Below are 18968 nucleotides of genomic sequence, written 5' to 3'. Positions count from 1 at the left end.
TAAGTTATAACAACTTGTCCATTTTCTTCTTCAAACTGCAGTGTTATTGAAAAATGACGAAAAAACTAATAATAATTGAATCACCAGGAAAATTAAAAAAGCTTTCTTCAATTCTAGGCTCTGATTATATCATAAAAGCTAGTTTCGGGCATATTCGAGAACTAGCCAAAGATGGGGAAGACAATCTAGGTTTTGAGTTAACTAATCATGGAATTACCTGCCGTTATGAACCTATTCATACTAGGGCGCAACAAGTGATTAAAGAACTCAAAAGTATTGCTAAAACTTGTAGCGAAGTAATCATTGCGTCTGACCCAGATCGAGAAGGAGAAAGTATTGGTTGGCATCTGTCCCAAGTTTTAGGATTAAAAAATCCGAAACGAATTGTCTATCAAGAGATTACTGAAAGAGCAATCAGATATGCGATCGCTAATCCTCGTTCTTTAAACTCTAATTTAATCGAGGCAGGGAAAGCTAGAAGCTGTTTAGATAAATTAGTAGGCTTTAAAGGTTCACCTCTGTTGTGGAAAGCGATCGCGCCAAAAACTAGCATGGGACGTGTGCAGTCGTGCGTACTGCATATAGTTTGTGAACGCGAAAAGCAGATTTCAGCATTTACTCCACTTGACTACTATAGCCTCCATGTAGACTATCAAGAAGGTTATCGGGCTTACTATGCAGGAAATGTCGGGGAGAAAACTGCCGAATTAGCTATTTCTGAAAAAGGAGATGTGGGAGAAGATGACAAAGAAGCTGACGGAAAACGGATTACGTCTAGCTCTGTGGCTGAACAGATTAAACAGATTGGGTTGAGTAATCCTCATCGACTGGTTGATATCACCAAAAAAGAAGTCAAAAAAACTCCATCACCGCCATTTACAACATCGAGCCTACAGCAGGTCGCTAGTGCCTATCTGAAATTTGACCCTGAAAAGACAATGCAAGTCGCACAAAAGCTTTATGAAGCAGGGAAGATTACTTATATGAGAACCGATAGCACTGCCTTGTCCACAGATTTTATTAAGTCGGTACGCCAGTATTTAGCTGAACATGATCCAAATCTTCTACCAAGTGATCCTGTTAATTACAAGCAGGGTAAAAATGCTCAAGAAGCTCATGAAGCAATCCGCCCCACAAGTTTAACGCCTACCCCCGAACAACTCAAGAACCAACTTTCTGACGATGAATACCGATTAGACTTTCTCATCTGGAAACGGAGTATTGCCAGCCAGTGCAAAAATGCCATTGTTGAACAGACCAAATTGCTCTCGGTTTCAGGTGACGTTCAATGGCTTGGCTCAGGACAAAGGTTAATTTTTGCAGGATATACCAAATATTGGTCGAATCTGAGTGCAGAAAATTTACTGCCCGAATTAAAAGTTAATCAATCATTAGTTCCAAAGTCAGTAGAATCGGTTAAAAAACGGACATCTCCACCCTCTAGATATAGCGAAGCCAAGTTAGTAGCGGAAATGGAAAAAAAAGGTGTTGGTCGTCCATCAACTTATGCCAGTACGGTTAAGTTACTCAAAGAGCGATCGTATGTCAGTGTCGAGAAAAAGCACCTTGTCGCAACCGAACTGGGACTGAAGATCGATCGGTTTATGATCGAGCAGTTTCCTGAATTAATCGATACAAGCTTCACGGCAAAGATGGAAGACTCACTCGATGAGATAGCGAATGGAGGACTTCAGTGGGAAAAATACTTGTGGGGGTGGTATGACTCGTATTTCAGGGAAGCGATCGCACGAGCTAGAACCAAATTTCTTCCCTTGGAAAAAAGTAAGACAAATATGGACAGTCTTCAAAATAATAGATTAATCATGAAACCAGAAGACCAAACTAAAAAGACTGTCCATATTTGTCAAGACTTTGTGAATCCCGATGAGGTCACGGATCTTCCTTGTCCGAAATGTCAAAGTCCACTGTTTAAGCAGCCCTCGTCATCTAAGAAATTAGCCGTTCCGTATTTTCTTAAATGTCATGCTGCTAATTGTGATGGGGTGATGTTTCTGAATGCCAAGTCTAATCAATGGGAAGCTCCAGGCAGTAAGGTTTCTGAAATCAAAAAAAGTGACCATGCTTGTCCAAATTGCCGACAACCACTCTTAATTAGAGAATATGAAAAAGATGGACAAACTAAGCAAATGTTGGTTTGTTCAACTAAAAAATGTAAGGATGTTGCATTTTTCAAAACCAGTCAGGGTTCTTGGTGGAATAAGAAATTTGGCAATTTGTAAGCTTTGTGATGGTTATAGCCAGTATTAGCGATGAATTGCTATCCTAGAAGGATCTAAATCATTTTTAACAAACTTATGCCAGAACTAAAAACAATTTCCCCAACCGATCCTTTTGATGACTCTATTGAATCTATTGAAGCACAATGGAATGAAGAAGATCCTAAAATTATTCAAGCTGCTCAAAGAATGCTTAGAGTTAATAAATTAACTGCTGAAGAAGAAGAAAAAATGAAAAAAATAGATCTACAAAGAGGTAAGGAAGAAGAATATAATTTTGTGACTAAACAAGAATATTTATTTTATAAAAATTTACCTGAGTTAATTAAACATTACTCAGGTCTATATGTTTGGTTTGAAGATGAAAAAGTGAAAGATTTTGATGAGGATGAAGTTCTTTTGTGTGGTCGAGTAATCAGAAGTGATGAAGTACGAGCTAGAAAAGTTAATGCTATTTACGTTAATCAAGTTCCTACGTTCAATTAAATGATTATTCATCCTTATCAAAAAATTGGAAATATTGATGTACCACTGATTAAAATAGAATTTGCTAATCCTAGCAATTGGCAATTATCTCTATCTGAATATAGTCTCTTAGATACTGGTGCTGATATTACTTTATTTCCTTATTTTTTAATTAACAATCTAGTTTTGCGGAGAATTAGAAAGCCGAGCAGAACAACGGTTAAAGGATTCAACAATAAATTAATAGAAGCGGTTCCTTATCTGATTAGTTTCAGTTTTGATTCAGAAAATTTTTATGATTCAGTTATTTATGATCTTCCTGAAATAGAATTAAGAGAAATTATTATTGGTAGAGATATACTTAACCGTTTTTGTGTAAAATTTGATGGGATTCATCAAAGAATTATTATTAATTCTTAAAGCTCATAATTCCCAATCTTTTTGATTTCGTTCTTGTTGTTCTTCAAAAAGTTGTAAGGCATCATCGACAATTTGTTGACGGTAATCAATCGCCTCAGCAGGTGATAACTCTTTGAAAGTATCAAACTGATTAAGCGTGAGACAAATTTGATTAATTGAGTGATTGTCTTCGAGCATCCTAAAAGCGATCGCAGTATCCAATTCAGTTGGTTCTAAATCCGAAAAAGAGGTAGCCATTGTCTGATAGATCTGTCGGTATTGCTCTTGATGTTTTAGTAATTGTGGAGCAAGAGTTTGTGTAAAAAACTCAAAATCTTGTTGAGTTAAATTCGGCTCATTAGAATCTGAAAGAAGAATTGGTAGTGGATGCCATTGCCCAGAACGAAATTGAGCCTGTGAGGTTAGTTGCTTAGTTTCACTACGATAACAGCTTATGTTTTGTGTATCAGGGTCAAAGATGGCTGTATACTTCTCCCCTTGATATTCCGTTGCTAGTTTACAGTTGAGGAGATCCATTAAAATCGGGGCGATCGTTTTTGTTCGTTGAGCCTGTATTTTTTGAGCATTAGTAGGAGATGAAGCCATAATAGGAGTTTCTGCATTTTTGTTTGCTCCTTTCCAAGAAGAATCAACAATCCGAGCATTGGGTAAAACTTCACGAATGATCGCTTGAACCGTTTTCCAAGTAGCTAGTCGCTCATTTTCTGTAGCCCCCCCTGCTAGACCTGAACCCAATCGAAAAGGGAGGTAGACGGGTTTATTTGATGTTTGAGCAAATCGGGCAACTTCTGATAATCCCTGTTTTAAGGCAACAAAATCAGTTTGACGTTTGTTGGTTCCATAATCGTCTTGACCTGCGACGTTGGCCACCATTAAGCGATCGCTGACCTTAACGAATTGAACATCCCCCAATGACCAATTTTCTTTAGCTAAATAAGCTTCTTTGACTTGAGGGTAGCGATCGCTAATCGATGAAGCTAAACCTGCCCCCATCACTTTTTTGCAATTAACCTGTTGAACAATAATCCCTACAGAGACTCCTAGAATACCTTGTGGTTGTTCAAGGTTCTGAACTTTTTCAAGTTGTCGAGCCTCAAGAAAACCCTCTGGATTCGGCTTTAACTCATGATTTAGTTTCTGTAGTGCCGTAATTTCTTGTCCTGTTTGAAATGAGTAAACTTTGCCATCTTTGTAATCGCCGATCGGTTCGTAATACAAGCCCCATGCAGTTTTTCCTTGAAAAGTATCTAATTCTAATGCACTGTGTTTCTCACTCTTTGCCCATGTTTGGCGGTATTGTTCATCCTTGATCATCTTGTCCGTGATTTGATATTGCTTTCCGACTTGGAATAACACCTGTTGGGTCGGGTTCTCCTTTGTTCCAGAGTAAGCGATCGCATAGTCTCCTTCTTTGAAACTATAAGCCATGTAGGGTTCAAAGTTACGGGTGGTGTGAGTTCTTCCATGTCCTCTGATTGCTTCAATCGTGGTACTAACTTTTAGAGGATTAGGTTCACCATGCAACTTCAAGTCATAGTTCATGGCGACAGGCTTGCCTGAAATAACCAGTGGAGTTGGTTCGACTCCCTTCAGGCTCACCGATGGTTTAGATACCACTACCGCAGATCCTGAACCCTGTAGTGCCTTACTATAATCTTCCTTTGATAAAGGTTCACCAAACTTAGCCTGTAATTTAGAATAAACAAGATCGCTCAGATTCTCAAATTTAACCACTGTATATCCAAGTTCTCGTTCAATGGGAGCATCCTGTGCAAAAGTAACAGGAACGGAATAGCGATCAAAAAACTCGACCACATTTTCGGTTTTACGATTATCGACGGCGAGGGTAATCCCCTCATCACTTTTACTCCACAGTGTCGGTAGGATTTCAGGAGATCTTGAAGGAGAAGTCGATAAAGCTTTATCGTGAGTCTGAACGAGTGGGTAAATGACAGTTGAGGGGTCGATCATAATTTTGGCAATTGACGGCGCATCTCTAGTAAGGGTTACATTTAGAGATTCACCTGAATCGATATAACCTTTTTCTTTAAGATAATTTTTAGTATTTACATCTTTAATTTCTCCTAGAAGAAGTCCATCTAAGCGAGCCGCAAGAACTGTACGATTGAGTTGATTTTTGATCGTCTCAAAAGTTAAATGTGCTTCGGTTAGTTGAAAATCAGTTTCGGCGTAGGCGTAGTTTTTCAGGACTCCGACTTGTAATGTCTGACCATTATGAGTAACAGCATTAACTCCAGAGCCTCTAACTGTGTTCACGGTAGCTAGAGCCGTTGTTAGGTTCGGCAACTGTGGAGAATCTTGAGCAAAAGTGCCTAAAACTTTTCCCTCAACGACAAGAACACGCTGATTATGATTAGGATCGTTAGGGTCAGTGACGAACTGTACTTCAATTGGTAAAACCTCACCCTGAAAATGACGATTGTCATGTTGGTTAGTCGGTTCGCGTAGCTTGCTAATTTCAATTGAGCCAAACTGCAATTGAGCAAGACGGGCATTAATTTCATTGGGAAAAATCTGATAGGCAGCCGTTCCTTTACGAAAACTACGTTCATCTACTTTATTAGTCCGAGTATGAGAAAGATCCCATAAAGCTGCCGCTACTGGCAATCGTTCAGATTCAGGGATTTTCAAGTAAGCTTGCTCATCGTATTCTCTAATGTGTGTAAAAGCCGCTTTAACAGCCTCCTGAGTAATTCCCGGTTTCAGTTGTGTTTTTAAAACTCCCAGTTTAGCCCATCCAGATTCATCGAACAGTTGATCGATTGTTTTTTGATGAGCAAGAGATGAATCTTTACTTAAATAGCCAATCCTACGATATTGAGGTTGACCTGACTGATTTTTTTTTCCGATTACTTCCGCAAAAACTCCATATTTTTCTTTTCGTTCATCAAAACGAATTTTAATGTTCATTTGTTCTGAGTTAAAAGTCTTAGGATGGTTGGTATTAGCTAAGTCGATCACCTCTAATTGGTTGCCTTTAGGTGAGGTTAGAGTAAGACGTATTCCAGAATCTTCATCTCTTGCGTTTTCAATTCGATGAGCTTGCTCGTAAAGTTGATTGTGTTCGTTTCGTAGCTTGCTTGCCAGTTCTTTATGTTGTTCGGTATAGGAGACATCAGAAAATAAAGGTCGAAATTGATGAGAGGGACGAGGGGCAAGTTGATGTTTTTCAAACTGCTGATTGACGGTAAGAATCAAACGATCAATGGGACTATAGCTATTGGTATTCATAGCTCGCTCAAAGTAAGCTGCCTCATCTTTATAATCTTTCAACCAAGCGATCGTCCGATAATTAGACAAGGTTTCTCGAACTAGATCTAACACAAGAGCATCTGGACGTGCGGCCGATTTAGGCCCATCTACAGCAATTTGTAACTGGTTCCCCAACAATCCGACCAATTGATGGTTGAATGTAGCAATTCTTTTTAAATTATTTTCAACAGGTTCATTTATGGGCAAATTCGATAACTCTTCTAAAGCCGGATGTAGAGGTTGTAAAGAGTCGGGTAAATCTAAGTTATTTTTTCCTTTAAAATAAGCGGCAACCTTATTGATATATTCCATCTTCTCTTGTTCGGGCAACATCTGAGTTTCATGTTCAAGAGCGATCGCTTTCATCACTTGATTAGCGACGATTCCCACTTGATTTTCACGGGCCGAAAGGGCGATTGCTTCAAATGACCCTTGATAAGATTGTTTATCGGGTTTAACTACATCAGCATAACGATTTTGAGGAAGCTGTTTTTCAGTAATCTCGGCTGCCAAAGCAATGAGAAAACGATCCATGTCTGTCTTTGGTTGTCGAGGAATACTTTGATAAGCTACCCGATCGCCATCAAAATCGCCCTGTAAATGAAGGGCGGCTGTTTTTGGGTTCATGTAAACTGACCCCTGCATTTCCATCGCCTCTGGAATAGGTCGGTTAGTTAGGGCAATAAAATTGTTGCTATTAAGAAAGGGAGAACGAGTTACGATCACTTTTACTCCTTCAGGAAGCTTTGGATCGCAGAACTCATCTTCTTTTAAATCTAAACTGGGTTGAAGTAGAGCCGCCTGAAACTTGATTGCCCGTCCAGTCGCTAATTCTCGATACTGTGTTTGAAGGTGTTTATTTAAGAGATCGACCACTTTTGGATGCTCTAATAACTGGCGATGCCCTTCTAAATCTGCTTTAATTAGATGATAATTGCGCTCTTTATTGAGAAGTTCAGCCGCTCGGTCATAGATTTCTGATTCCTGTTCTAAATAATCATCTCCCAGTTCTTCTAATAAAGCTTCAGCTAACTCTTGATCATTGAGGATTTTTTCATCTAATCGATCTTCAGCAATAAAACGATAACGAGAACGGGTAGTTTCTAAGTAATCAGTCGCTAGAGCAACGGGGTCGGAGGCAATTTGAGTTAACTTAGCGAGTCTTTGCTCGACTAGAGGAATTGCTGCCTCTACACTTTTCGGATAATTGACCAAGATTTGAGGGCCGAGGGATTGTTCACCTCGATAAGCATGAGTTTTTATTCCTAGCGCGAGGGTAATACTATGTTCCCCTGGCTGAATTTCTTGATTTTGTTCACCCTTACGTCCTTTAAAAGCTGATTTTGGCAAAATCAAATCGTAATCGCCAACTTTAGTTAGATCGACTGGCGCAAGAGTCCCTTTAGCAATACGGGCTGGACTATTTTCCGTCGCCTTAATCCCGATCCGGAATTGAAACGGAGTATTGGCTTCGCCACCAATTGCCTGATGAACATGAGGGGAAATTTGACCATGACAATCACCAACTAATTTTTTAGCCGATTCGGGAGCTAAACCGATGTTATTCTCTCCTGTCTCATCGTCGATTACTAGCACTTTAACGTCTGTTAGTTCATGTATGCTTCGGTTATCCGTAAAAGGAATTGACCCATAAGCGGCCCCATCACTGTCTTTTGGGAAGATCTGATGGCGCACTTCGGTATCAGCAAAATAGAATTTCTCTCCGTTAGCAAAAGCTAAAGTTTTGGATGGAATAGACCGCGACTGGGCGGTCGCAGCAGGCTCCGCCCTTGCAGGGCGGAGTACCTGCGACTTTAGCTGTTCTTCTGTAGTTTTGGGATAGACGGTTCCAAGAGAGAAAGTTGTATTAGGAAAAAGATATTCCGCGATCGTGTTCTTAAAAGTGGTTGTCAGTTCCCCAGACTGCCCTGTAAGAGTGTCGAAGTGGGCGATCGGTAATCCCTCTGATTGGAGGCGGCGGATTTGCGTTACCATAATGTTATTCTTTCAACGGAAAAAAATATGAGAAAAATTTCAAAATCGCTATATCAAGATATGAGCGTTAGTGAAGCCCTTTCAGAAGGTTATCTCGATCTAGATCACCTTGCTGATCATCGTGAAGAAGATTGGGAAGATCCTGAATGGGTTCGACAGATGGAAGAAGAAGCTTCAATGAATGATACGCCTCTAGAAGAAATTGTTTTTTAAGGCATGGCTATATTAATAGCATGGCGTATTAACAAAATATATTAACAAATTTTTTGTAAAACTCTCATGGGTGAGACTTTTGAGATAAAATTTCTCATTATGAGAAATTTTAAACAGTAACTTCTTTGGTGGATATCTTTGTCTATATTTTTGCCAAAAGACAAATTTGCTAAGTAATTCTACTTAGCACAAAAAAGAAAACTCTCATTTCTGAGAGTTTTAAGCAAAGATTTTAAATCATTGTCGTAAATAATTCTGATGGATTGTCTACAGCAATAGATGAGAATTCAACAAATCCTCGCTCAATTAGACCCATTAATAGACTGATATCAAACTTTTGAGGAGGAAGCTCGCCTTTAACAATATTTTTTAATAAATTTAAGGCTTCTTCATTTTGCCAATAAGTTAAGGCTTTTTCAATTCCTAAATCGTTGCTCACAGCTTCTCCCGCAGGAGTTGCCTGGAAATTCAACTTCATTTTTTTACTCCAGAAATATTCTAATGCTCTGCACTGCGTAGCAGTTTGTAATTCAATTTTTTACTTATAAATATCTACCTAAAAACCTGACTCATATTCCATGAATTCAAGCCACTTTTTAGTTCTTTTAGAATCACTATCTCCATTCAAAATAGCTTGTAGTTCAGATATGCAGAAATCCAAACGCTCCACTAACAATTCTTCAAGAATTCCCTCAGCATTTAGTTTAATGACGGGAAAGATCGTTTGAAAGTTAGCCATCAAAAGACGGTTTTCCATTTCCCAATAATGAGCGGTGTAATTAACTTTAAGAACACCATCTGGTGATAGTGAAGCGCAAACCTCTGTAAATTCATCTGGCGATAATTTAATACTGACAAATTTTGTATAATCGCCTTCTTCTACTAAAAAGGGTGCTGTTTCTCCATAAAGCGCGATCGCTTCTCTGGAGATTCGGATTAGATTATTAATCTTATTGTAAAGCTCGATTGATTGTGAGTTATCCAATAGTTTACTCCTTTTATAATTTTCTTTTGAAGCTCTGCGTAAGCAGAAAATATTAAATATTAGTTAATTGACAATAAGCATATGGTGTTCCCTCTCTTTGCAATTGCGCTCCTCTATATGGCGTGAGCAGTTGACGTTCTTTGTTGTGGCAATTATCCTAAATTTGTTAGCAAAACATACAAGTTTTGCTAACATAGTATTAAACCCTGATTATACCTAAGTTTAATGCTCCAATGACACAAAAAAGGAAAGTGAAAAAACACACTAGAGAAGTAGAGGCCAAACTGATGACGTTTACCTGTCAGTGGTGCAAGCAAACCGTTACCCAACTACGTCTGCCATCACCTCATTCTTACTGTAGCGAGCGCTGCCGTACCGAAGCAAGGCGAGAACAACAGAAGCAGTTGATGCGCTTAAGACGAGCAAAGTGAGAAATGGGGATGCAATAGCGATCGCCCATTTTTCTACTACAAAAACAATCTTTGTGAATGTTGTGCCGAATCACGAAATACTACATATACGCTACATCCTAACATTAATGTCCTCTAACTGAAGTCGCCATCTTACCGATCGCCCTCGCCAACTGATTCGCCCAGAACGGAACGGGCTTGGTGTTACTATAGTTTCCTTGCTCATCAAAACGCCCATAGCGTTCTAGAAAAAAAATTTGAAGAGCAAAAAGCCCTTCAGAAATCGTATTACGCATTTTAGAGACTGAAACAGAAATGCTCATTTTTGGGAAGCTTTGTCAGAAATTCTTTTGGGTCTACTAATCCCGATTCTAACAAACAAACCCCAACTCGCTCAAATTGTAACTCTTTGAGCAGTGGAAAGAGCTTTTTCTGTTTAGCCATCTTACGGGATAGGTCGTTAACATTTACCGTGATATCTAAGCCATATGACCACCCCAAATATTGGAAAACCGCATCGATTCCAAAGGCATAATCTAATAAAACTGAACTGGGCAATGACTCCCAGATGAGATGGATTTTTCCATTTTTCAAGGGAATTCCATACTCTTGTTTCAAGTATGGCTCGGCGGCTTCCAACCGTTTTAACCCAATGGGATGCGATCGCGCAACTTCTAGGAGTTGATTGGTCGAAAAACGCAGAGGCTTCAGCTTTCGATGTTGAGAGATCAAGTTTGCGATCGCCATTTCTGCGGCATACGAATTAAATCCTTCGTACATAGATTTCTCCTTTCTATTTTCGCTCACTTTCACTGCGGAGCAGTAAGGGCGATCACTTGAAAGTTCTTTCTTATCCTCGGCCAAGGCATTAAAAACTGATTAGGCTAAATCTAAAATTAAATTAATGTTTGCTCTGTTGTTAATGATCGGGATAGATAAGTTTGCTGGCAATGCCTTCAGTGGTTTCTTCAGGTAGTTTTAACTGTTCTGGCTTGCTGCCTTTTGGAATAAATTCCTCAAAGCAAAGGTCTTCGGGTGTCAAGGTTTTATGTTCTTCCTTATCTGCAATAAATACGTCTGGTAAATTCAAATACTTATTAAAGAACTCCCGAACGTTTACTTTGTCTTTGTTCTCGTTATTCATGTGTATTACCTTTTTAAAAATCAGTACTTTACTCAACTGAGTCAGTCGAAAAAAAGTAGAAAAATCCACTTTAGAAAGTGAGCTTTCTGCAATTTATCTAGAAACCTATTTCATCAGAATCAGGCGCGTCAGGAGTTGGTAAGGCTTCTTCTACTTCTTCCTGTTCACTATAAAAAACTACAGAAAAAGCGAAAACACAAAGATTATTTTGCCAGTTACCATTTTTGTCTTGGTACTGACCTCCTGATAGTCTTCCCTCTGCTTTAATAAGATCACCCACTTTTAGGGATTGTTTCTCAAACACTTTCTGAGATGTCTTAACCCAAATAAAGCCAGTCTTTTCCTTCATTTCTCCTTTTTTCTCAAACTCCTAAATGGAAAATAGACAAATATGGACAGCCTTCAATACCTGAAGACTTTGGGTTATAACAAGAGATCTAAAAACAAGGCTGTCCATATTTGTCAATACTTTTTGTATCTCTTCATGTCGAGCAAGGAGAATGGAAACAACACCATTTTTGATAATTTTAGAAATGTTGCCAGTGACAGAAATTTTATTAATCATGATAAATCTCCTATTAATTTATTCAATCAAATTCGCTGCGGAAAGCAGCTAGAAAAATTTGTTAAACCCAACAGGAAAAGTTGTCTGACTTGAAAAAGGTTGTCACACTACCTTAAGATCTTAAAAACTTCTAATTTTCCAATTGTACTTGTTTTAATTTTCGACTTTCTGAGTAAAAATCTAAATAGTTATCAGTGGGTCGGATCAGAGCAAATAATTTCTCTTTAACTTTGGACGAGCGATACCAAAGCTCACCATCTTTGCGACGATAGAAAATAAATTTCTTAGCCAAATCAGAAAGAGTGTTAAGTCTAAGACCTAGCTCTTTATCTGAAAGATCGATGTATTGTTGATGGTAGATTTCAATTTGGCTTACTACTTGACTAAATTCCTTGACTAAGAGTTGATGAATTTGATCAAAATCAGGCCAAAACTCTTCAGGTATCTCCTGTCTGAAAAGTTCTAGATCGTCCCCATCTTTTAGACATTTCCAAATTCCTAAAGGAGTAACGCCTGAAATTAACTTATGAATACGGCAATATTCGCTCCCTTTGATTTTTAGTCTAAGACCATTCGTAAAGTGTAGGACAAATCCCTCAGAGTTCCTATCTAATAAGACGGCTTGTTGTAAAACAGCATCGATAGAATGAGTATCGAGTTTTTGGACGATATTTATATTAAGTTTTTCAGCTAACTTAGATAAATAATCATAGGATAATTCCTCCCCATCAACAGAGTAAGCACTTAGTAGCACTAAACCTGAAAAAGAGTATTTAATGACAATCTGATTATCAGAATAAACTAATTCAAATAAATAAGTTGTTCCTGGTTCTAAAAATGATTTATCTAACGATTGTATCTTTTGAGTTCCCCAGATTGCCTGTGCTGAATCGAACGAGCCTTTCGTGGCGATATACCAGTTATCCTGATAGTAGTAGGCAATTCCTAAGCTGCCATCTAACTTTTCATAAACATCAAATGGCTGATCAGGTAATAAATCTGAGAGTTCCCCATAATTGAAGAATTTAGAAAAAGGAGTAGCGATGACTTTTTGGGTAGCGCGATCAATAATTAATCCTCTGGCTAAGATGTTCCATTCGTTCCACAAACGATTGTATACACAATGGTTTGTGTAGCAGAACAAAGATAGATTGTCTTGTTGAATTTCGTAAACGTTTCCGTTTTTGACTTCTTCAAGTAAATGTTGGTATAGAGTTGTAAAATTTACAATTCTGGCAAAATGTTTCATAATTTTTGAAAATTTAATCAGGATAGATAACAGGACTGCTAATCGTTTCTTGCAAATGGGATAGTTCAGCGTTAACTTGTCCAGAGATTTGTTTAAAAAGCTCGATATTTGCTTTAACATTTTGTAAGAAGACGAAGTAAAGTGGCTCGGTGCAGCCATCACCTTCCGAACCCATCCAATCTTCTATGATCGCCTCTTGATTTTGAACACCAACATTATGCAAAACTTGAAATAACTTTTGAACTTGTTCGGAATCGTAGCAGGAGAATTGTAACGAAACCAAAAAGAAGTTTGACTCATCACTCATCTCCTAGATAGTGAAAAACTGATTTGTTCCAATAGGAAATTGTATGTAAAACAGCACTACCAACTTTCTCTGTTTGCTGCGTCCACAAAAGTAAGTTTTGGGAATCAAAGCCGATTAAAAAAGTTGATTGATGAATTGGAACTAAAATGATTTGACTTTGACTGAGATTTGATGATAGACGAGATTGGAGAAGCGTTAAAGCATCTTCGATCTTTTGTTCAGATTCAAGATCGTCTTGTTGCCATTTATCTTGCAACCATCTGACTAACTTCTTATCTCCTAGCCAGTTGACTAAAGCTAAATTAATTGATGTATTACTGAGCGGATAGTTTTTACTCATTTGTTTAAAAGTCCTAATGAACAAAGCGAGTCTCAAAGTATGCTCGATCCTGCGCGATCGCAGATAGGCTATTGAACAATTTTGAATGACTCGTTTCTAATAATTTCGATAATGTCTTGAGCAACTACTTTAATGACTTGAGTAATAAAATTAATCATTTCATCCGCGACTAATTGAGCTTTACCCTCAGAGAAATCATATTGCCGAACAAGCTCTATGATGCTAACAGCCAACAGTCTCCGAGCTAACTGAGATGAAATTACCTGCCTGAAGATCAGATAATTTAGATTTGATTTAGCAGTCTGATTAAAAATGACTCTCATTAAATTAATTAAAGGCTTTTGGGAAGCAGGATGATTCAGTATTAGCAGTATCAGACAAGTGGGTTCTTGATTCTTCAAATAATAGGCTTCCACTACAGCTTGACGAAATATTTCCAATAGCTTGAAATCAGTCAGATGATAGTTAGCAGGAATTGGTCTTCGGTACTGCCTTTTTATGCTGTATTTGATCATATGTTAAGCCAATACTTAGTCCGTGATTTAGCACAATTTTTAAAAAGAATTATTGCTTTAGATTATCACAACTTTTGTGTTGAGTAAAGCAATAATCCTAAGAATATCTTAGCTAAAATTTTCTAACATTACTTCAAGCTTGTAAATATGTTTTTGTAGAACATATTTTGCTTTTGGTTTGACAGTATAGTGAAACTGAAGCCGATAATGTGCTAAAAAATATTCAAGAGTTTCGTAAGATTTGTTACTCATTTTTTTGTCCTTTTTAGTAGATGAAAATTCAACTGTATAATTGCCTGATAATTCACAAACGGAATTAAAAGGCATCGGAGACGAAGGGAATTCAGGAGTCAACGTTCAATCCAGTCGATGATACGCTGTGCCGCCTGCTGAATCTTAGCCCCAGAACTTTTAAGGATAGCGATCGCTTCCTTTTTAGCCCAAGAACAGATGTAGCCATAACTGTACTCACTGGTATCCAAGCCAAAACGATCCAGAACTACATGAGCGACGGATTCGGCTTCAAGTTCACAAACCGACAGTCCGTTATGCTGGCTGTAGGTTGTGTAATCGTGCATCAAAGCATGAGCTAATTCATGGGTTAGAGTTTTAGCCGTTTGCCGGGGAGAGAGTCTAGAATCAACAACGATCACAATTGTCCCATCAGCATTAAATCGACAATATCCGTTGGCTGAAGATAATTTCTCAAATTGCAAAGAGATATTCATCCAACGAGTAAAATCAGCTAATTTATTAACCAAACCTCGATCATCACCGACCAAGAGGGATGCGATCGTTGGTAAGGGTTCGCCCTCTGTTTGAGAGATATCGAAGACATTGGCTATTTTAAAACCAGCGAGTCGATAGCTCGGATCGGAACCGTCTTCCTTCTCAATTTTTTGCTTGAGCGGTGCGAGAATAGAGATCGCTTTCTCCCCTTTACGAACTTGTCGCCCAAAAGATAACCATTGTTGATAGCCCATGACGCGAGTTGCAATGGGACATTGAATCATAATGAGCAAAGAATTGTTGAAACTGTAATGATGGAAGGATGACTGGAATTTGAGATATTTTTGCCAATCGCCAGAAGCTAATAAATCTGTAAGCCCCTGCTCTAGTTTTGCTAGAGCCTCCTGAGATTTTAACGGTGCTACTGCTACCATAAAAGTAACTCCTGTAACTCGTATAGAAAGCTACTTTTAGAAAATGCGCGAGCATTAAATAAAATCGAAAAATACCGATTAAATTAGCTTATTGATACTGCGTTTTAAAGTTTCCAAACAATATCTAAAAACTCTACCATTTTATTCCGAAGCCCATCATCCACGCCATCTTCGATATAGAAAATAACATGGAAAGTTTTGGCAATAAATAAATAATGCTGATTCTCGTTATTCATGCGTTTTACCTCAAGAAATTTTTTAAATCAGAAAGCAGCAGTAGTCAGCTAGGGTGTTGACTTTGCGGAAAAAAACAGAGAAAATTATCTTGCAGTATTTATGACAAAACAAAGCCATTGTTAAAAAAACAGTATAAAATGTCCCCTAGTCGTTTGGCTCGGTATTTTAAAAGCAGTCGGGATAACTGGAAGAATAAAGCTTTAGAAAAACAGGATAAATTAAGAGGATTTGAGCAAAAAATTCGAGATTTAGAGAAAAGTAGAGAGCAGTGGAAAGAACAAGCTAAAAAAGCTGGAAAAAAAGTTAGAGAACTGGAAAGAGAACTAGAAAAAGTCAAAAAAACTGACAAATCTTCTTCTAAATTCCAGAAAGTAATACCGCTGATAGCTATAGGTCATCATTATACAATTCAAACTATACAGATCTCAGTCCAACAGGTAATCTATGGAGGAAATAGTTATCGTTCTGTCTCAACAACAATGAGATTATTAAGTGAAAACTTTGAGGTAGACTCCCCTCATTTTAGTAGTATTAGAAAATGGGTCGCAAGAGTCGGCTTGTACGAACTTTCAAGGGAAAAAGAAAAGCGAGATGATTGGATTTTTATCGTAGATTTAACCCTTGAACTAGGTCAAGAAAAAGCCATGATTGTCTATGGAGTAACTCTTGAGAAGTATCAAGAAGTCATTGTTCAAGAGAAAAGAGCCTTAAAACATACAGATGGAGAAATTTTAAGCCTTGAAGTGACGGCAACAGCCACAGGAGAATTTATTCAAGAAAAACTCGAACTGTTAAGCAATGAAGTAGGAATCCCTCAACAAATTTTAGGAGATCACGGAAGTAATCTAAAAAAAGGAATTCAATTGTATCAAAAAAATCATCCAGAAGTAATTTACACTTATGATGTTACTCATGCGATGTCTAATTTTCTCAAACAACAATTAAGTCAAGATGAAACTTATCAAAAATTCCTTTTCTTTTGCCATAAATGTCGTTTAAAACTACAACAAACTGAATTGGCTTTTTTATCCCCTCCATCTCAAAGAAGCCAGTGTCGTTATTTTAATATAGAGCGATTAGTGAATTGGGGAAAACAACTATTAAATGCGCCTCTTGAGGTGATTGTCAAACTAATGCCTCAAGCTAATGTCAAAGTAATTTATCAACGATTAAAAGAGAAATTATTCTGGTTAATTAATTATGAAGAGTCTCTAAAAAGCTGGGAACTTATGGTCTTTTTGACTCGAAGTTTAGAAACTCAAGTCAAAATCGATGGATTCAATCAACAATCGCTGGAAAAATTCAACAATCAAATTATTTCAAGGATAATTCCTGATAATTTGCTGGAGTTTCAAGAGAAAATTGTTAAGTATATTTCTCAAGAAATTAGTCATCTAAAAACGGAGAAACCCGTTTTAGCCACTACAGATGTTCTTGAATCTATCTTTGGAAAATATAAACACTTTTCCTCTCGTTGTCCTCTCAAAGATTTGAGACAAATGCTGCTCACAATTCCTTTATCTACTATGAATTTAACAACAGATGTTGTTAAGAATGCTTTGGAAACTATTCGAGGTATTGATCTTGAAGAATGGATAGAGCAAGTTTTTGAACAGTCAATGCTCTCAAAACGAAAAACTTTATTTTCGGCAGCCTAGAAATGACATAAAAAGTGCATGAAAACTTTAGAAGTTTTACTCCACAAAGTCAACACCCTAGTAGTCAGCCAACTATAAATTAACTAAAGCTAATGAGAAAAGACAAATATTCCTCATTAGTCAATAATTAAATTTAATTATTATTAGCCGGAAAACGAATTGCAAAATTACCAGCTAAAGACGGTATATAAACGAACGGTTCATGAACGATCGCCAGTTCAGGACGAGTAATTGGCGTTGAACTAATCCAGCACCCATCTTTAGATTGAATGATGATGGAGACGATTTCAATTCTAGCTGGAGCGTTATCCTCAAATCGTTCCTGATTAAGTGGATGTTCGGTCATCCAAGCCTCAGCAATCGTAATCACGGTATGCGCCCTGAATCGTTCGATCAATTCTTCCATGAACCGACCGATTTGTTCTTTAGGAATGTTATCTAGCAGAACTATTTTTGAATGATTTGGACTATTTATTAGTCCAACATGAGCCAATTGACCATCCCTGCTAAAAATAGCTCTAACACTTATCCACAGATTATTGAGCAGTGAAAAAAGATGCGGATCTAGATTCATAAATACGCCTTCAATTAATAACTATCTAATCAATAAGCGCAAGCTTTTCAAAGAGCCTGACAAATGAAGAAAGATGACTTTTGAAAGTCATAGAGGAAGATTTTAGTCCTCCTCTTTCACGATTAAGAATATTAGTTACGGCATTCCTTTTGTAGCAATTCTTCTAAAGGAACTGGATTAGAGCTAGGTTGACTTCGTTCTATTTCGCCATAAATGTAACGAAGGGATTGGAGCAGTTGCGATCGCTCTACAGTAAAAGTTCGCTTAGGGGTTGTCACGGGAATAGATGCCTGACAAGGACTATCCAGATAGATTCGCAATAACCAGTAAAACTGAGAATTGAGTGTGTCAATAGTCGATGGTGTATTTTGAGCGACTGCGTTACTAGGCAGCAACATGATTAAGACAAGAAAATATTTTAGATATTTAATCATCAAAAACCTTGCACGTAGCGTTTATTAGTACATTTTCTTAAAAAGCGCAAGCTTTTCTTGTTTCTGGTTGAGAAATAAGTAGTTATTGACACTAGCCATTTTTTTTAAATTAACTCGTCATTCTGCATCGATAAAATAGGCTTTAAGAGTTTCCTTAATATCAATTCCATAAACTTCTTTTATTCCCTCGGCAGTCCCGCCTGATGAGAAACATTGTAACGCCTCTCTAACAGGTGTTTCTGCTACGAATTGAATAGTCATATGTCGGATCTGATAAAGTTCTAAAAGCGAGAGAATACCGCCATTTAGGTATTTTTCTATCAGTGAAAAGGCAGTTTTTGAACAGCGTCTTGTTAATTCTTCTTCCGTTTCAGGAATTAATAAGACGACTGGCTCCGAAGGTTTAAACTGTCGTCCAAAGGAAGTTTCTTGACTAATCGTTCTCGCATAGCGATCGTTAACCTTACAATAAATGTGATGACTTCCAACTATTTGGAATAACTGGAAAGGGTAAAGCTCGGAAAATGACTTGTTCTGTGCAGCATTGAAGACGAGTTCAACCGCCATAAAATAACTCCTTCAAAAACAAAATATACAAGGAATGGAGGAAGTGATTACTTCCCCCAAGATGTTTCACTTACTTGATGACTCTGGAGCAGCCGTTTAGGAATTGTTAGCTTCTCATAACTAACAATTCATCAGAAAACTAGGGCGTGTCTGCAAACATAAATCATAACCAAATTGTTATCGCTGCGATCACTAACATAGCTAAGTAATTGTGAGC

General features: G+C 37.7%; 21 protein-coding genes. 6 read left to right on the top strand and 15 right to left on the bottom strand.

Features of this window, described 5'->3' with window-relative positions; all coding sequences use genetic code 11:
- Positions 1–53 precede the first annotated feature (53 nt).
- The 3 genes from topA (at position 54) to C7H19_RS15150 (ending at position 3122) form a co-directional block, all read left to right on the top strand.
- Positions 54–2240: a type I DNA topoisomerase gene (gene topA, locus C7H19_RS15160; protein WP_106457730.1), complete on the top strand. Its 2187-nt coding sequence runs from the start codon at positions 54–56 to the stop codon at positions 2238–2240.
- A gap of 75 nt (positions 2241–2315) precedes the next feature.
- Positions 2316–2723: a hypothetical protein gene (locus C7H19_RS15155; RefSeq protein WP_245927552.1), complete on the top strand. Its 408-nt coding sequence runs from the start codon at positions 2316–2318 to the stop codon at positions 2721–2723.
- Positions 2724–3122 carry a retropepsin-like aspartic protease gene (locus C7H19_RS15150; RefSeq protein WP_106457729.1) on the top strand — a complete coding sequence of 133 codons (399 nt, stop codon included), beginning with the start codon at positions 2724–2726 and terminating at the stop codon, positions 3120–3122.
- Between the two features lie 3 nt (positions 3123–3125).
- Here the strand turns inward: C7H19_RS15150 and C7H19_RS15145 are convergent, their stop codons facing one another.
- Positions 3126–8390, bottom strand: coding sequence for a macro domain-containing protein (locus C7H19_RS15145; protein ID WP_106457728.1), 5265 nt, complete (start codon positions 8388–8390; stop codon positions 3126–3128).
- 27 nt (positions 8391–8417) lie between these two features.
- On the opposite strand from C7H19_RS15145, the gene C7H19_RS15140 reads away from it, so the two are divergent.
- The gene (locus C7H19_RS15140; RefSeq protein ID WP_106457727.1) at positions 8418–8603 is read left to right on the top strand and encodes a hypothetical protein; all 186 of its coding nucleotides are present in this window, start codon (positions 8418–8420) and stop codon (positions 8601–8603) included.
- 232 nt (positions 8604–8835) lie between these two features.
- Here the strand turns inward: C7H19_RS15140 and C7H19_RS15135 are convergent, their stop codons facing one another.
- Together C7H19_RS15135 and C7H19_RS15130 are read right to left on the bottom strand one after the other, a co-directional pair.
- Entirely contained in the window at positions 8836–9081 is a 246-nt protein-coding gene (locus C7H19_RS15135; RefSeq protein WP_106457726.1) for a hypothetical protein, read from the bottom strand.
- 78 nt (positions 9082–9159) lie between these two features.
- Positions 9160–9588 carry a hypothetical protein gene (locus C7H19_RS15130; RefSeq protein WP_106457725.1) on the bottom strand — a complete coding sequence of 143 codons (429 nt, stop codon included), beginning with the start codon at positions 9586–9588 and terminating at the stop codon, positions 9160–9162.
- A gap of 251 nt (positions 9589–9839) precedes the next feature.
- Between C7H19_RS15130 and C7H19_RS25335 the strand changes: the two genes are divergently transcribed.
- On the top strand, positions 9840–10019 hold the full coding sequence (locus tag C7H19_RS25335) for a hypothetical protein (RefSeq protein WP_181280624.1): 180 nt from the start codon (positions 9840–9842) through the stop codon (positions 10017–10019).
- Between the two features lie 104 nt (positions 10020–10123).
- On the opposite strand, the gene C7H19_RS25745 is transcribed toward C7H19_RS25335, so the two are convergent.
- From C7H19_RS25745 to C7H19_RS15090, 9 genes are all read right to left on the bottom strand, one after another.
- On the bottom strand, positions 10124–10294 hold the full coding sequence (locus C7H19_RS25745; protein WP_181280623.1) for a hypothetical protein: 171 nt from the start codon (positions 10292–10294) through the stop codon (positions 10124–10126).
- Between the two features lies 1 nt (position 10295).
- Positions 10296–10778, bottom strand: a complete 483-nt coding sequence (locus C7H19_RS15125) for a hypothetical protein (protein ID WP_106457724.1) — start codon at positions 10776–10778, stop codon at positions 10296–10298.
- Positions 10779–10917: 139 nt separating this feature from the next.
- Positions 10918–11142, bottom strand: coding sequence for a hypothetical protein (locus C7H19_RS15120; protein WP_106457723.1), 225 nt, complete (start codon positions 11140–11142; stop codon positions 10918–10920).
- Between the two features lie 97 nt (positions 11143–11239).
- Positions 11240–11491, bottom strand: coding sequence for a single stranded DNA-binding domain-containing protein (locus C7H19_RS15115; protein ID WP_106457722.1), 252 nt, complete (start codon positions 11489–11491; stop codon positions 11240–11242).
- 346 nt (positions 11492–11837) lie between these two features.
- A complete protein-coding gene (locus C7H19_RS15105; RefSeq protein ID WP_181280622.1) occupies positions 11838–12956 on the bottom strand; it encodes a T4 RnlA family RNA ligase in 1119 nt (372 codons plus the stop codon).
- A gap of 13 nt (positions 12957–12969) precedes the next feature.
- Positions 12970–13263, bottom strand: a complete 294-nt coding sequence (locus C7H19_RS25740; RefSeq protein ID WP_181280621.1) for a hypothetical protein — start codon at positions 13261–13263, stop codon at positions 12970–12972.
- Positions 13256–13603, bottom strand: a complete 348-nt coding sequence (locus C7H19_RS15100; protein ID WP_106457719.1) for a hypothetical protein — start codon at positions 13601–13603, stop codon at positions 13256–13258. Before C7H19_RS15100 ends, C7H19_RS25740 begins: the two co-directional genes overlap by 8 nt.
- A 68-nt stretch (positions 13604–13671) precedes the next feature.
- Positions 13672–14118, bottom strand: a complete 447-nt coding sequence (locus C7H19_RS15095) for a hypothetical protein (protein ID WP_106457718.1) — start codon at positions 14116–14118, stop codon at positions 13672–13674.
- A gap of 350 nt (positions 14119–14468) precedes the next feature.
- On the bottom strand, positions 14469–15281 hold the full coding sequence (locus C7H19_RS15090) for an ArdC-like ssDNA-binding domain-containing protein (RefSeq protein WP_106457717.1): 813 nt from the start codon (positions 15279–15281) through the stop codon (positions 14469–14471).
- Positions 15282–15655: 374 nt separating this feature from the next.
- On the opposite strand from C7H19_RS15090, the gene C7H19_RS26815 reads away from it, so the two are divergent.
- Positions 15656–17176, top strand: a complete 1521-nt coding sequence (locus tag C7H19_RS26815) for a hypothetical protein (RefSeq protein ID WP_106457716.1) — start codon at positions 15656–15658, stop codon at positions 17174–17176.
- Between the two features lie 133 nt (positions 17177–17309).
- Here the strand turns inward: C7H19_RS26815 and C7H19_RS15080 are convergent, their stop codons facing one another.
- From C7H19_RS15080 to C7H19_RS15070, 3 genes are all read right to left on the bottom strand, one after another.
- On the bottom strand, positions 17310–17750 hold the full coding sequence (locus C7H19_RS15080; RefSeq protein ID WP_106457715.1) for a hypothetical protein: 441 nt from the start codon (positions 17748–17750) through the stop codon (positions 17310–17312).
- Positions 17751–17881: 131 nt separating this feature from the next.
- Positions 17882–18184, bottom strand: a complete 303-nt coding sequence (locus tag C7H19_RS15075) for a hypothetical protein (protein WP_106457714.1) — start codon at positions 18182–18184, stop codon at positions 17882–17884.
- A 117-nt stretch (positions 18185–18301) separates the two neighbouring features.
- The gene (locus C7H19_RS15070) at positions 18302–18751 is read right to left on the bottom strand and encodes a hypothetical protein (RefSeq protein WP_106457713.1); all 450 of its coding nucleotides are present in this window, start codon (positions 18749–18751) and stop codon (positions 18302–18304) included.
- Positions 18752–18968 lie beyond the last annotated feature (217 nt).

Source organism: Aphanothece hegewaldii CCALA 016 (assembly GCF_003007785.1).
Classification (GTDB): Bacteria; Cyanobacteriota; Cyanobacteriia; order Cyanobacteriales; family Microcystaceae; genus Chroococcus; species Chroococcus hegewaldii.
Note: the sequence above shows the minus strand (reverse complement) of the source record. Positions and strands in the feature narration are given on the sequence as shown.

Bases quoted from the DNA above. Each gene is read 5' to 3' on its own strand.
- C7H19_RS15115 (WP_106457722.1), bottom strand. From the start codon at position 11,491: ATGAAGGAAAAGACTGGCTTTATTTGGGTTAAGACATCTCAGAAAGTG.
- C7H19_RS15155 (WP_245927552.1), top strand. From the start codon at position 2,316: ATGCCAGAACTAAAAACAATTTCCCCAACCGATCCTTTTGATGACTCT.
- C7H19_RS15095 (WP_106457718.1), bottom strand. From the start codon at position 14,118: ATGATCAAATACAGCATAAAAAGGCAGTACCGAAGACCAATTCCTGCT.
- C7H19_RS26815 (WP_106457716.1), top strand. From the start codon at position 15,656: ATGTCCCCTAGTCGTTTGGCTCGGTATTTTAAAAGCAGTCGGGATAAC.
- C7H19_RS15145 (WP_106457728.1), bottom strand. From the start codon at position 8,390: ATGGTAACGCAAATCCGCCGCCTCCAATCAGAGGGATTACCGATCGCC.
- C7H19_RS15140 (WP_106457727.1), top strand. From the start codon at position 8,418: ATGAGAAAAATTTCAAAATCGCTATATCAAGATATGAGCGTTAGTGAA.
- C7H19_RS25745 (WP_181280623.1), bottom strand. From the start codon at position 10,294: ATGCGTAATACGATTTCTGAAGGGCTTTTTGCTCTTCAAATTTTTTTT.
- C7H19_RS15105 (WP_181280622.1), bottom strand. From the start codon at position 12,956: ATGAAACATTTTGCCAGAATTGTAAATTTTACAACTCTATACCAACAT.
- C7H19_RS15075 (WP_106457714.1), bottom strand. From the start codon at position 18,184: ATGATTAAATATCTAAAATATTTTCTTGTCTTAATCATGTTGCTGCCT.
- C7H19_RS15135 (WP_106457726.1), bottom strand. From the start codon at position 9,081: ATGAAGTTGAATTTCCAGGCAACTCCTGCGGGAGAAGCTGTGAGCAAC.
- C7H19_RS25740 (WP_181280621.1), bottom strand. From the start codon at position 13,263: ATGAGTGATGAGTCAAACTTCTTTTTGGTTTCGTTACAATTCTCCTGC.
- C7H19_RS15125 (WP_106457724.1), bottom strand. From the start codon at position 10,778: ATGTACGAAGGATTTAATTCGTATGCCGCAGAAATGGCGATCGCAAAC.
- C7H19_RS15100 (WP_106457719.1), bottom strand. From the start codon at position 13,603: ATGAGTAAAAACTATCCGCTCAGTAATACATCAATTAATTTAGCTTTA.
- C7H19_RS15070 (WP_106457713.1), bottom strand. From the start codon at position 18,751: ATGGCGGTTGAACTCGTCTTCAATGCTGCACAGAACAAGTCATTTTCC.
- C7H19_RS15150 (WP_106457729.1), top strand. From the start codon at position 2,724: ATGATTATTCATCCTTATCAAAAAATTGGAAATATTGATGTACCACTG.
- topA (WP_106457730.1), top strand. From the start codon at position 54: ATGACGAAAAAACTAATAATAATTGAATCACCAGGAAAATTAAAAAAG.
- C7H19_RS15120 (WP_106457723.1), bottom strand. From the start codon at position 11,142: ATGAATAACGAGAACAAAGACAAAGTAAACGTTCGGGAGTTCTTTAAT.
- C7H19_RS15090 (WP_106457717.1), bottom strand. From the start codon at position 15,281: ATGGTAGCAGTAGCACCGTTAAAATCTCAGGAGGCTCTAGCAAAACTA.
- C7H19_RS15080 (WP_106457715.1), bottom strand. From the start codon at position 17,750: ATGAATCTAGATCCGCATCTTTTTTCACTGCTCAATAATCTGTGGATA.